Origin of the sequence: Oribacterium sp. HCP3S3_B9 (assembly GCF_052064255.1) — a bacterium.
In the GTDB taxonomy this organism is placed as follows: Bacteria; Bacillota; Clostridia; order Lachnospirales; family Lachnospiraceae; genus Oribacterium.
This window is the reverse complement of sequence record NZ_JBQHVY010000007.1, coordinates 65,262-77,344: the sequence shown is the minus strand read 5'-3', so window position 1 is coordinate 77,344 and position 12,083 is coordinate 65,262. Positions and strand designations below refer to the sequence as shown.

Sequence of the window (12,083 nt, the reverse complement as noted above, 5' to 3'; positions counted from 1 at the left end):
CTGTTTGTCGACTTTACATAGGGAGAACAGGCAGGGAAGCCTGTAAGAGAAGATGAACAAACAGTGGTTTTCAAAGGGATTACGCGATGGTATTCCGATCGCGGCGGGATATTTTGCAGTGTCGTTTGCGCTCGGCATCGCGGCGCGGAACGCAGGACTCAACGCGTTTCAGGCGACGCTCGCGAGCCTGCTGTGCAACGCCTCCGCAGGTGAGTTCGCGGGCTTCACGGTGATTGCGAGCAATGCCTCCTACCTCACCATGGCGGTGATCACGGCGATCACGAATGCGCGCTACCTTCTGATGTCAGCGGCACTCTCACAGAAGCTGCCGGCGGATACGAAGCTCGGTCATCGACTGCTGGTTGGTTTCTGGATCACGGATGAGATCTTCGGTGCCTCCGCGACGGTACCAGGCAAGCTGAATCCATTTTATAATTACGGACTCGCGGTGTGTGCGCTCAGCTTCTGGGCCCTCGGCACCTGCCTCGGCGTCGTGGTCGGCAATATCCTGCCGGCGAATGTCGTGAGTGCGCTCGGCGTACTCCTGTACGGCATGTTCCTCGCCATCATCATGCCGCCGGCGCGGAAGGACCGGATCGTACGTCTGCTGGTGGCAGTATCCATGCTGCTCAGCTTCATCTTTGCACGTGCACCCTGGATCTCACAGCTCAGCGATGGCACGCGCATCATCATCCTGACGGTCCTGATTGCCGGTGCCGGTGCCGTCCTCTTCCCGATTTCAGATGAAGAGGAGAAGGCTCAGGGTGAGGGGGTCGATATCAGCGCGGCAGATATGAAGAGTGCGCTGGATGCAGAAGTGGAGAAGCTCGAAGAAAATGTGGATAACGCTGCAGTCGCCACGTCCGTGGAGACAGCTGTGGTAGCGGCAGCAGGTGCGGAGCGGACGTCAGAAAGCGCGGAAACAGTGGAAAAGGAGGCCACGAAGTGATGCATCAGAAATATATGTATATCTTTATCATGTTCTTCGTGTCGTTCCTGATCCGGGTGCTGCCGCTGACGCTCATCCGGAAGGAAATCAAGAACCGGACGATCCGCTCGTTCCTCTACTATGTGCCGTACGTGACCCTGGCGGTCATGACCTTCCCGGCGATCATGGACGCGACCGCGCAGCCGATGGCGGGCCTCGCCTCGCTCCTGCTCGGCATGATCATCGCCTGGTTCGGCGGCGGCCTCTTCCCGACCGCGATCGCCTGCAGCGTGACGGTATTCGTACTTGAGATGATACTCTGATAGAAAAAGCCTGCGGAGGGCAGCCTCCGCAGGCTTTTATCAGGTCTTCAGCTCATTATAAATATCACGCTTCGAGACACCGCGGTCCTTCGCGACGGCCTTCATGGCGTCCTTCTCGCTCATGCCCTGATCGAGGTAGTGCTGCATATGCTCCGCAAGCGGCATGGCATTCCAGTTCGCCTGCGCCTCCTCGGTGATGGACTCCGGAGAGCGCCCCTCGATGACGAGCACATACTCGCCGAGCGGGTCCTCCTCCTGATACAGCGCGATGGCGTCGCCGAGGGTGGTACGGATCGCTTCCTCATGCTTCTTCGTGAGTTCACGACAGAGGGAGATACGGCGCTCCGTGCCGAGGACGTCCGAGAGATCCTGGAGCGTGACACGCAGCTTGTGCGGTGCCTCGTAGAGAATCATCGTGCGGGTCTCGGTGCGCAGCTCCTCGAGGATGCGCTGACGCTCCTTCTTGTTCGCCTTTTCCGTCGGCAGGAAGGCCTCGAAGGCGAAGCGGCGGGTCGGGAGTCCAGAGATCGTGAGGGCGGTGACGGCTGCGACCGGTCCCGGCAGCGAGGTGACGGTGATGCCGGCCTCGACGGCCTGCCGGACGAGCTCCTCCCCCGGATCGGAAACGCAAGGCGTGCCGGCGTCCGTGATGATCGCGACGTTCTTCCCGGCAAGCATATCCTGCACCAGCGCCCGGGCCTTGTCGTATTTGTTGAATTCATGGTACGCCGTCATCGGCGTTTTGATCTCGAAATGATTTAACAGCTTGATCGAGTTTCGTGTATCCTCCGCGGCGATCATGTCGACGGACTGTAAGCACTTCACCACGCGAAAGGTCATATCATCGAGATTACCGATCGGTGTCGCGCATACATACAGTGTTCCTGCCATTGTAAACCTCCATAACTGCAGCTTCTTCCGGGACCGTCACGATCCGCGTCGCGAGAACATGGGCGGTCGACGACATTGGCCGACCGGCATATGCGGTCGGCGTCCCCAGCGGGAGCTGCATCGTTAAGCTCCATTGTAAACGAAACGCTTCCTATAAACTATTAATTTTTTTCAGAATGTTTAAGATTTCAGCACATTACTTGCAAATATAGTAGGGCTCTGCTATATTACGAATGATTAAAAGGCTCTTCGGGGCTTTATTTTTTACTTACAGAGTATATAAAATCGGTCGCCGGTGCTGTGTATATGCGCATATATCCGCGTAGTCACGTACCGGACGATGATGAGGAGAAAAAGATGAAGAAACTCATGGCGATGCTTGTCCTGGCAGCGACGATCTGTATGGCAGTTGCAGGATGTGGTAAGAAGGCAGATGATCAGACACAGGAGACCGTAAAGGCAGCGGAGACCGCGCCGGATGGTTCTGCGGTTACGAAGGCAGCTGCAGAGGTAGAGACCAATGCAGAGAATGGTCTCCCGGCGAATCGTCAGCCGGATGCGACGGCTCCGGTCGTAGATACCGTGATGGTATATGCGATGGTCAATGGCAAGATGTCTCAGGTGATGGATTCCGTAGAGGAGCTCAACGAGCAGGCACTGCTTGATAAGCTGATCGAGCTGGGCACCGTCGCAGAGGGCACGACCCTCGTCAGCTTCGAGAAGGTCGATACGGGTGAGACCGTTCTGGCCGGCCCGGGTGCTCCGGAGGGACAGGATACCATGTCGGTGCAGGATGGTGTGCTGACACTGTCCGGTTTCAAGCCGGGTGAGGGCCTCGATGAGGCAACTGCAGAGAAGGCTGTAGCCGATACCTATGCTGCAAACTTCGAGCTGAACCAGTGCACGGTAACACTTCAGTAAGACACGAGACGAAAACACCGCAGGGCCTCCTGCGGCGTTTTTTCATATTCGGGGACCGATGAGAGGAGGAAGCATGAATTTTAAACGTTTGGCAGCCATGGTGCTCAGCGTCGTGATGATGCTCGGGGCGACAGCGTGGACCGGTGGTACAGAGGCATACGCGGCGAGCGTCGTGGGCCGAGGCGTGACGCGGACGGGCAGCCCGGCGGGGGACAATGGCTCCGGCGCAGGCAGCAGCACCTCCGCGGGCAGTGCCTCGAGCGCGGACAGCGGCGAGCTTCGCGGTGTGTGGTTTTCCTACCTCGACTGGCAGAACATGCCGACGGATGAGGCGGGCTTCAAGGTCGCGGCAGATCAGGTGATGTCCGACATTCAGAAGAACGGCATGAATGCGATTTTCTGTCATGTGCATAGTCACTCGGATGCGTATTATCCGTCCTCCGTACTTCCGACATCGAAGTTTCTCCCTGGAAATGGCCGCTTCGACGCACTCCAGTACATGATCGACAGTGCGCACCGGCACGGTCTCAGCTTCCATGCGTGGTTCAACCCGTACCGCGTGACGGGCTACCAGATGAAGTGGTCGGATGTGCCGGCGGGCTCCATCGTGAAGCAGTGGTATGCGTCTGGCAACCGGAACGTGCTGCTCTTCGACGGGAACTATTACCTGAATCCGGCGCAGCCGGCGGTGCGTGATCTCGTCGTCTCTTCGATCCGCGAGGTGCTCACGAAGTATGCGATCGATGGCGTGCAGTTCGACGACTACTTCTACCCGGACCTCGGAAAGGGTGCCGCGACGAACTTCGATTACCCGGAGTACCAGCTCTACAGCGGGAACGCGTCGATCACGGAGTGGCGGAAGGCCAATGTCTCGGCCCTCATCGCCGCCGTGTACCAGACCGTGCATGCGGTCCGTCCGTCTGCGGTGTTCGGCGTGAGCCCGGTGGGACCGCTCCGGAATCTGCGAAGTGAGAAGAGTTACTTCGTAGACATTGACACATGGATGAGTCACACGGGCTACATCGACTACGTGCTCCCGCAGATCTACTTCGATTTCGAGCAGAAGACCGGCAGCGGTGTGGCGTCGGATGCTGCGTATGCGACCTGCCTCGACAGCTGGCTGAAGCTTCGCCAGAAGACCGGCGGGAAGGTGAAGCTCTACGTCGGCCTCGCGCTCTATAAGTGCGGTACGAACAGCTGGGACGGCAATGCGAAGCCGGAGTGGCTCCGCCGCAGTGACATCCTCCTCCGGGAGGTGCAGCTCGCACGACAGAGCGGCCAGGTGAGCGGCTTCGGCATCTATGCGTACCAGAACTTCGATGATGCCGCGGCACAGGCAGAGCTCGCGAACTTAAGGACGGTATTTCAGTGATGACCTGGACCGAATTCACCAGTCGATTTCCGATACAGTTAAATCAGCAGCAGGAGAGCGCCGTACAGTCCGTCGAGGGCCCGGTGCTTCTTCTCGCGGTGCCGGGCTCCGGTAAAACGACCGTGCTCGTGACACGGCTCGGCTACATGATTTTCTGTAAGGGCATCGCACCGGAGCGGATCCTGACGGTGACCTATACGGTAGCGGCGACGAAGGATATGGCGGAGCGCTTCGCATGCCGCTTCGGAGCGGAGATGGCCGGGCGCCTCGAGTTCCGCACCATCAACGGCATCTGTGCCCGTGTGATCCAGTACTGCAGCTGGAAGAGCGGCCGCACCGCGTTTTCGCTGCTCACCGATGAAAAGCGTATCGCTGCGATGCTCGCCGGCATCTACCAGCGGATCGAGCACAGCTATCCGACCGAGAGCGACCTGCAGAATGTCCGCACCCTCATCACCTTCATCAAGAACCGTATGCTTGGGGAGGAGGAAATCCGGACGCTCGAAAAGGACGCGGAGATCCAGCTTCTCCGGATCTATAAGGCATACAATGCTGAGCTCAGGGAGCATCAGCTCATGGATTACGACGACCAGATGGTCTATGCCTATACCATGCTGCAGCGCTTCCCGTGGCTGCGCGAGCATTTCCAGCAGCAGTACCCGTACATCTGTGTCGATGAGGCCCAGGACACCTCGAAGATCCAGCACGCCATCATCGCCCTCCTCGCGTCCCGGACCGAAAACCTCTTCATGGTCGGCGACGAGGATCAGAGCATCTACGGCTTCCGTGCGGCCTATCCCGATGCGCTTCTCGAGTTTGAGCAGCATCATCCCGGTGCCCGGGTCCTCCTGATGGAAGAGAATTTCCGTTCGGATGCCAGCATCGTCCGCGCCGCTGACCGCTTCATCCAGAAGAACACCCTGCGCCACGAAAAGCACATGCAGCCCGCCCGACCGAAGCAGCGCGAGATCCGGGAAATCCCGCTCGCGAACCGGAAGGCCCAGTACAGCTATCTCCTGAAGGTGGCGGAGGGCTGTACGGCCGCGTATGCAGCGGATCCGAAACAACGGGCGGTCGCAGCCGACGAAGTGAAGGAGAGAGCGGATGGCGGCCCGGCGACCGACACGCTGCACGCGGACAGGCGTAGAAGCTTGTCTCCGATCGCGGTCCTCTACCGGGACCACGAATGCGCGCTCCCACTGATCGACCTCCTCGAACGAAACGGCGTGCCATATAAGATGCGGAACGCCGATATCGGCTTCTTCACGAACCGGGTTGTGCTCGACATCTGCAACATCATCCGCCTCGCTGAGAACCCGCTGAACACGGAGCTTTTCATGCAGCTCTACTACAAGCTCGGCACCTATCTCCGCAAGCAGGATGCGCAGAGCATCGCAGACATCAGTCAGCTCGAGGGACTCTCCGTCTGGGACGTAGCACTCAAACACGGCGGGCTCAATGCCTATACCAAGGGAAAGGTCCGCGCCATTCAGACCCACATGCGGAACATGCTGAAGGAGAACGCCGGCCGCGCGGTCCATCGCATCGTCGAGTACATGGGCTACCGTGAGTATATGGAGCGAAGCGAGATCAAGGACACGAAGCTTGACATCCTCCGCATCCTCGCGGATCAGGAGGACAGCCCGCGCCATCTCGTCGACCGCCTCGAGAAACTCCGACAGGTCCTGAAGGAGAAGTCGTCGGAGCGGGACTGCCCGTTCATCCTCTCGACCATCCATGCCAGCAAGGGCCTCGAGTACGACAGCGTGTATCTCCTCGACGTCATCGACGGTGTCCTCCCGGCGCAGATTCCGAAGGACCTGAAAAAGGCCGAAAAGGCGGAGCTCGAAGCCTACGAAGAAGAGCGACGCCTCTTCTATGTCGGCATCACCCGCGCGAAGGACCAGCTGTACGTCTTCACGATGAAGACCCAGCACTCCAGCTTCTGCGATGAGCTCTTCCAGCGGATGCCGAAGAAGAGCAGCGTGAAGCCGGCCCCGACGTACAGCGGCACCGCACCCAGCAGCTGGAGCGGCTACATCAGCATCACCGGACGTAACCGGCGCTGAGGGTAACAGTTCAGACAGAGGACCCTAAATGCGTCATCGATCGCCAGTCCTCAATGCCGGATACTGTCGCCCGCGCCTTCGGCCCCGATTCTTGCATTTACGCCCTAAATAAATTATAGTTAATAAGTTAATGCACCCACATACGGTGCGCAGATCTATACATCAGGTCGCCTTCCATTCGGGCGCCCGGAAAGCGAGTATTATGGAAAAGAAACCTTACTACATCACCACGGCGATTGCCTATGCATCCGGCAAGCCGCATATCGGAAACACATATGAGATCGTCCTGGCTGACGCCATCGCACGATACAAGAGATTCCAGGGCTACGACGTCCAGTTCCAGACCGGAACCGACGAGCATGGCCAGAAGATCGAGGAGAAGGCCGCTGCTGCCGGCATGACACCGAAGGCCTTCGTCGACAAGACCGCAGGTGACATCAAGACCATCTGGGATCTTATGAACACCTCCTACGACAAGTTCATCCGTACCACCGACGACTACCACGAGAAGCAGGTACAGAAGATGTTCAAGAAGATGTACGACAAGGGCGACATCTACAAGTCCGAGTACGAGGGCTGGTACTGTACCCCATGTGAGTCCTTCTGGACCGATTCTCAGCTCGTGGACGGCAAGTGCCCGGACTGCGGACGCCCGGTACAGAAGGAGCGTGAGGAGGCTTACTTCTTCCGGATGAGCAAGTACGCGGACCGTCTCATGCAGTACTACGACGAGCATCCGGAGTTCATCCAGCCGGTATCCCGTAAGAACGAGATGGTCAACAACTTCCTGAAGCCGGGTCTCCAGGATCTCTGCGTCTCCAGAACCACCTTCAAGTGGGGAATCCCGGTCGTCGAGGACCCGAAGCACGTCGTATATGTATGGCTCGACGCGCTCACGAACTATATCACCGGTCTTGGCTATGATGCAGACGGAAACAGCGACCCGATGTTCGACAAGTTCTGGCCGGCGGATCTCCACCTCATCGGTAAGGACATCATCCGCTTCCATACCATCTACTGGCCGATCTTCCTGATGAGCCTCGACCTTCCGCTTCCGAAGAAGGTCTTCGGCCACCCGTGGCTCCTGACCGCCGCCGGTAAGTCACAGGAAGGCATCAAGATGTCGAAGTCCCGTGGCAACGTGATCTACGCCGACGACCTCGCGAAGCTCTTCGGTGTCGATGCCGTCCGTTTCTTCGTCATCCACGAGATGCCGTACGAGAACGATGGTGTCATCTCCTGGGAGCTCATGGTCGAGCGTTACAACTCCATGCTCGCAAACATCCTCGGAAACCTCGTGAAGCGTACCATCTCGATGAGCAACAAGTACTTCGACGGCGTCGTCGAGGACAAGGGCGTGACCGGCCCGATGGATGAGGATCTGAAGAACACCATCCTCCAGGCGGTGAAGACCACGAGCGAGAAGATGGATCAGCTCCGCGTCGCCGACGCCCTGACCGCTGTGTTCGATATCTTCCGTCGCTCTAACAAGTACATCGACGAGACGGAGCCGTGGGTGCTTGCGAAGGACCCGGCACAGGCCGATCGCTTAAAGACCGTTATGTACAACCTCACCGAGGCGCTCAACATCGGTGCGTCGCTCCTTGAGAGCTTCATGCCGGAGACCGCCGAGTCCATCCTTTCTGAGCTCCATGCCGAGAAGCGTGCCCTCGAGGATATGGATCGCTGGGGTCTCTACAAGTCCGGTACGAAGGTAACCGATGCACCGGCGACCCTGTTCGAGCGTAAAAAGGAAGAGGAGGTTATGGTCGAGGTCGAGAAGATCGAGGCAGCGCAGCGTGCACAGTACGAGGCGCAGCAGGCGAAGGATGCCGCCGTTTCTTCCGAGGCCAATGCAGGCGACCAGGCAGCAGATACCGACGCAGAAGGCGATGGCATGCCAGAGGAGATCCTCGAGAACGGTGACTGTGCACCGGATACGCACATCGCGACTCCGGAAGCAAAGCCGGAAATCACCTTCGAGGACTTCGATAAGGTCGAGCTCCGTATCGGAAAGATCCTTCACGCAGAGGAGGTTCCGAAGTCGAAGAAGCTCCTGAAGCTCAGTGTGCAGGTCGGTGCCGAGACACGTACGATTCTCAGCGGTATCAAGAAGTCCTACAAGCCGGAGGACCTCGTCGGTAAGCGCGTGATGATCGTCGCCAACCTCGCTCCGCGGAAGATCGCAGGTGAAGAGTCCCAGGGTATGATCGTAGCGGCAGAGGATGATGATGGAAACATTGCCCTTATGAGCCCGATGGCGAAGATGCCGAGCGGTTGTCTCATCGGCTGATGTATAAACACGACCGGCGCGCAGGAAACTGTGTTCCGGTCGTCGCTTAAAATTATGTCTACATATCAAAGTGTTTTAAAAAGCACCCGAAAAGGAATCGGACTGTCCGGTGGCCTCCTGAAGCTCTTCGCGACCCTCATGATGACCGCGTACAGCTTCGCGGTCGTCATCATTAAGAACGGCAAGCTCTACGGATACTCCAAGGAATACTATCAGATGGCGATCGCCACGGCGGAAGGGATGCGCTGGCTCCGACTCTACGACATCCTTCATTTCTGCGGCTTTTTCTGCTTCCCGATCTTCGCATTTCTCTGCGTCGAAGGTTTCATCCATACGTCCGACTTCTGGAAATATTTCGGACGTATGCTCGTGTTCGCACTGCTGAGCGAGGTTCCGTTCGACCTCTGTATGTACAACGAGACCTATCACTTCGCGCTGCAGAACCCGATGCTCACACTCGCACTCGGACTCCTCGTGATGTATGGCATGAAACAGAACCGGAAGCGCATAGAGCGGAAGTGGCTCTGTGTCGTGGCCGGCTGTGCCGCCGCCTATATCGCACATCTCCAGTTCGGCGTGTTTGCGATCCTCGGTATGGCACTCATGTATAATTTTCATAAGGAAAAGACCCTGCAGATCGCGAGTGGCGTCCTGACCACCGCCGCCGGCTCCGTCAGCGCCCACTTCCTGCCGGCCCTCTGCTTCCTGCCGATCGGGTTCTACAACGGCGAGCGTGGCCGCCTGCATCCGAAGTGGCTCTTCTACCTTTATTACCCGCTCCACCTCACCGCGTTCTACCTGATGATCTATATCGGCGCACTGCTTTAGTTACAATTCACGCAGGGGCCCGGAGGCCGGCAACAGAAGCACAGTACTACGATACCGGTGAAATCTAAGCCAGGGACCCTAAGCGGCACTAGGCCCTCTGCAATCGCTGAGTTTTCTTTATGAAAACTCAGCGTTGCTAGAGGGTTCCAAGGAGAGATAACACAAAGAGACGATGCCATTAGATGCGCCTACGGCGCGGGCATCGTCGTTTGATTTTGCCACTAAAGTGGCAAAACGGCCTCGCCGCCCGGGGGCATCCATGTGCCAAGGCACATGGATATTTACCAAGTGCCGCTAAGGGGACCTGACTTGATTTCACACGGTCTCTTCGTATGGCTTCTGTTGTCGGCCTCCGGGCCCCCTGTCTGAACTGTTACCTTCTATAGCTTGAGAAAAAATGAATGTGGTCAGACCAGATTGGATTATTATGAAAGAATCAAGTGAAATTTTTGACACCCATGCACACCTCTGCGATGCGGCTTTCGATGATGAGCGCGAGGCGATCATCGCGGATCTCGGCGCCCATGGTGTCGGTGCGTTTACAGAGATCGGCTTCGATCTACCGTCGAGTCGCGCGGCGCTTGCGCTCGCGGAGCGCTATCCGCAGGTCTATGCGGCGGTGGGCTTCCATCCGGACCACAGTGATCATCTGCGCGACGAGGATGTGGAAACGCTTCGGCAGATGGTGGAAAATAATCAGAAAATCGTGGCGATCGGCGAGATCGGCCTGGACTACCACTATACACGTGAAGGTATTTTGCGGCGGGCCGCCGCTTCCGGACAGGAACCGGACCCGGAGAGTCTCGCGACGGCCGATCCGGAGCCGGAGATTCAGAAGGCCTGCTTCCGACGGATGCTCCAGCTTGCGCGTGCGCTCGGGCTTCCGATCAATGTGCACTCGCGGGAAGCAGCGCAGGATACCTACGATCTCATCGTGGAGGAGCACGGATATGAAAATTCCGGCATCATCCACTGCTTCGGTTATCCGGTGGAGATGGCCGAGCGCTTCGTGAAGCTCGGCTTATATGTCGGTGTCGGCGGTGTCGTCACCTTTAAGAATGCCCGAAAGCTGAAGGAAGTGGTGGCGCGCATCCCGATCGAGCGCATCGTCCTCGAGACGGACTGCCCGTACATGGCACCGGTACCGAAGCGCGGCACCCGGAACGATCCACGAAATCTCCCGTATGTCGTAGAGGAAATCGCGGCGCTTCGCCAGATGGATCCGGCGGAGGTCATCCGCATCACCACCGAAAACGCGAAGCGCGTGTATCGCATCAGTGAATAAAGAAAACGCAGGCGGTCATCCTCCGCGTAACCATGGTCAATGGCTCCGGAAGAACGACCGCCTGCGTTTTTATATTCTTGACGTACTGTGTTTCCAGGAAGCATTCACGGTCGCGATCTGCTCGGCGGTGCGGTAGCTGCACGGCTTTTTTCTATAGTGACGGCCTACGGTTCTGGAGATACGTAAGCAGCGTCCGGCTGACGACGGAGCTCGCTGTTTTTGAGAAGGCGAGGCCGAGGGTGCGGCAGGAGGCCGGCTCGAGCGGGCGGGAGACGACGCCGGGACAGCCGAAGGCCTGCATGACGAGCTCCTGCGAGATGGTGACGCCGAGGCCGCTCCGCACGAAGGCCATGATGAGCGGATCGTCGCGGAAGCTGTAGGCGATGTCCGGTTTCACCGGACACTTATGGATGAGGTGCTGGATGTCGTTATCACAGCCCGGGGTCTCGATAATCAATGGATACTGAAACAGCTGCGGCAGGGTCACGCTTTCCTGCGCTGCCAGCGGATGCCCTTCCGGGAACACCGCGCAGAGCGGGTCATCGAGGAGCGGATAGAAGGCGAGATCATCTGCGACGATCGACGAGAGGAAGCCGCAGTCGATCTGTCCGTGGATGATCCAGTCGCGGATCTCGTCGTAGTTTCCATCCAGGATCGCCATCTCCACCTTCGGATAGTGTTTCTTAAAATAATGTACGACCTCCGGCATCCAGCGGGTGGTGATGCTGGAAATGCTGCCGACGCGCAGCTTTCCCTCAACCTTATGGTTGATGTTGAACGCCGCCTGGCGCAGCCGGTCCTTCTGGTTCGCGAGCTCCCGCACATAGGGAAGCAGCCGTGTGCCGTTGTCGGTCAATGTCACGCCGCGGTTGATGCGGGCGAAGAGCTGTACGCCCAGTTCCTCCTCGAGCCCCGCCATCATCTGGCTGATGCCGGACTGCGTATAGTTCAGTGCCTCGGCGGCCTTCGAAAAGCTGCCGGTCTCGCAGACCTTCAGAAATATCTCATATCGATCCTTCAGTTCCCGCATGATCAGAATCTCCATTGCTGCTATTTGGGCCAGCCGACAAACGGCTTCACATGTCGTCGATGTGGCACATCTACCAGGTATCAGTAAAATTAATATCCCGTCATAAAATCATTCGTTTCACTGATATAATACCCCATGCTATC

10 protein-coding genes are annotated in these 12,083 nt (G+C 57.9%); 8 read left to right on the top strand and 2 right to left on the bottom strand.

The window, feature by feature from the left end; translation table 11 throughout:
• The first annotated feature begins 52 nt into the window (after positions 1 to 52).
• Positions 53 to 949 carry an AzlC family ABC transporter permease gene (locus ACTNC3_RS05525; RefSeq protein WP_441226749.1) on the top strand — a complete coding sequence of 299 codons (897 nt, stop codon included), beginning with the start codon at positions 53 to 55 and terminating at the stop codon, positions 947 to 949.
• Positions 949 to 1,251, top strand: a complete 303-nt coding sequence (locus ACTNC3_RS05520) for an AzlD domain-containing protein (protein ID WP_441226748.1) — start codon at positions 949 to 951, stop codon at positions 1,249 to 1,251. Before ACTNC3_RS05525 ends, ACTNC3_RS05520 begins: the two co-directional genes overlap by 1 nt.
• 39 nt (positions 1,252 to 1,290) lie before the next feature.
• On the opposite strand, the gene rsmI is transcribed toward ACTNC3_RS05520, so the two are convergent.
• A complete protein-coding gene (gene rsmI, locus ACTNC3_RS05515; RefSeq protein ID WP_441226747.1) occupies positions 1,291 to 2,142 on the bottom strand; it encodes a 16S rRNA (cytidine(1402)-2'-O)-methyltransferase in 852 nt (283 codons plus the stop codon).
• A gap of 357 nt (positions 2,143 to 2,499) precedes the next feature.
• On the opposite strand from rsmI, the gene ACTNC3_RS05510 reads away from it, so the two are divergent.
• The 6 genes from ACTNC3_RS05510 to ACTNC3_RS05485 all read left to right on the top strand — a co-directional run bounded on the left by ACTNC3_RS05510 (position 2,500) and on the right by ACTNC3_RS05485 (position 10,910).
• The gene (locus ACTNC3_RS05510; RefSeq protein WP_441226746.1) at positions 2,500 to 3,063 is read left to right on the top strand and encodes a hypothetical protein; all 564 of its coding nucleotides are present in this window, start codon (positions 2,500 to 2,502) and stop codon (positions 3,061 to 3,063) included.
• Between the two features lie 73 nt (positions 3,064 to 3,136).
• Entirely contained in the window at positions 3,137 to 4,435 is a 1,299-nt protein-coding gene (locus ACTNC3_RS05505) for a glycoside hydrolase family 10 protein (protein ID WP_441226745.1), read from the top strand.
• Complete coding sequence (locus tag ACTNC3_RS05500) at positions 4,435 to 6,504, top strand: ATP-dependent helicase (protein WP_441226744.1); 2,070 nt, start codon at positions 4,435 to 4,437, stop codon at positions 6,502 to 6,504. Before ACTNC3_RS05505 ends, ACTNC3_RS05500 begins: the two co-directional genes overlap by 1 nt.
• Positions 6,505 to 6,706: 202 nt before the next feature.
• Positions 6,707 to 8,797: a methionine--tRNA ligase gene (gene metG, locus ACTNC3_RS05495; protein ID WP_410043147.1), complete on the top strand. Its 2,091-nt coding sequence runs from the start codon at positions 6,707 to 6,709 to the stop codon at positions 8,795 to 8,797.
• A gap of 54 nt (positions 8,798 to 8,851) precedes the next feature.
• The gene (locus ACTNC3_RS05490) at positions 8,852 to 9,625 is read left to right on the top strand and encodes a TraX family protein (protein WP_441226743.1); all 774 of its coding nucleotides are present in this window, start codon (positions 8,852 to 8,854) and stop codon (positions 9,623 to 9,625) included.
• A gap of 427 nt (positions 9,626 to 10,052) precedes the next feature.
• Positions 10,053 to 10,910 carry a TatD family hydrolase gene (locus ACTNC3_RS05485; protein WP_441226742.1) on the top strand — a complete coding sequence of 286 codons (858 nt, stop codon included), beginning with the start codon at positions 10,053 to 10,055 and terminating at the stop codon, positions 10,908 to 10,910.
• Positions 10,911 to 11,061: 151 nt separating this feature from the next.
• Here the strand turns inward: ACTNC3_RS05485 and ACTNC3_RS05480 are convergent, their stop codons facing one another.
• On the bottom strand, positions 11,062 to 11,940 hold the full coding sequence (locus tag ACTNC3_RS05480) for a LysR family transcriptional regulator (protein WP_441226741.1): 879 nt from the start codon (positions 11,938 to 11,940) through the stop codon (positions 11,062 to 11,064).
• Between the last annotated feature and the right edge of the window lie 143 nt (positions 11,941 to 12,083).

What these genes read in the sequence shown, in the direction of transcription:
- ACTNC3_RS05520 (WP_441226748.1), top strand. Translation starts at nt 949, where the DNA reads ATGCATCAGAAATATATGTATATCTTTATCATGTTCTTCGTGTCGTTC.
- ACTNC3_RS05525 (WP_441226749.1), top strand. Translation starts at nt 53, where the DNA reads ATGAACAAACAGTGGTTTTCAAAGGGATTACGCGATGGTATTCCGATC.
- ACTNC3_RS05505 (WP_441226745.1), top strand. Translation starts at nt 3,137, where the DNA reads ATGAATTTTAAACGTTTGGCAGCCATGGTGCTCAGCGTCGTGATGATG.
- ACTNC3_RS05500 (WP_441226744.1), top strand. Translation starts at nt 4,435, where the DNA reads ATGACCTGGACCGAATTCACCAGTCGATTTCCGATACAGTTAAATCAG.
- ACTNC3_RS05510 (WP_441226746.1), top strand. Translation starts at nt 2,500, where the DNA reads ATGAAGAAACTCATGGCGATGCTTGTCCTGGCAGCGACGATCTGTATG.
- ACTNC3_RS05485 (WP_441226742.1), top strand. Translation starts at nt 10,053, where the DNA reads ATGAAAGAATCAAGTGAAATTTTTGACACCCATGCACACCTCTGCGAT.
- ACTNC3_RS05480 (WP_441226741.1), bottom strand. Translation starts at nt 11,940, where the DNA reads ATGCGGGAACTGAAGGATCGATATGAGATATTTCTGAAGGTCTGCGAG.
- rsmI (WP_441226747.1), bottom strand. Translation starts at nt 2,142, where the DNA reads ATGGCAGGAACACTGTATGTATGCGCGACACCGATCGGTAATCTCGAT.
- ACTNC3_RS05490 (WP_441226743.1), top strand. Translation starts at nt 8,852, where the DNA reads ATGTCTACATATCAAAGTGTTTTAAAAAGCACCCGAAAAGGAATCGGA.
- metG (WP_410043147.1), top strand. Translation starts at nt 6,707, where the DNA reads ATGGAAAAGAAACCTTACTACATCACCACGGCGATTGCCTATGCATCC.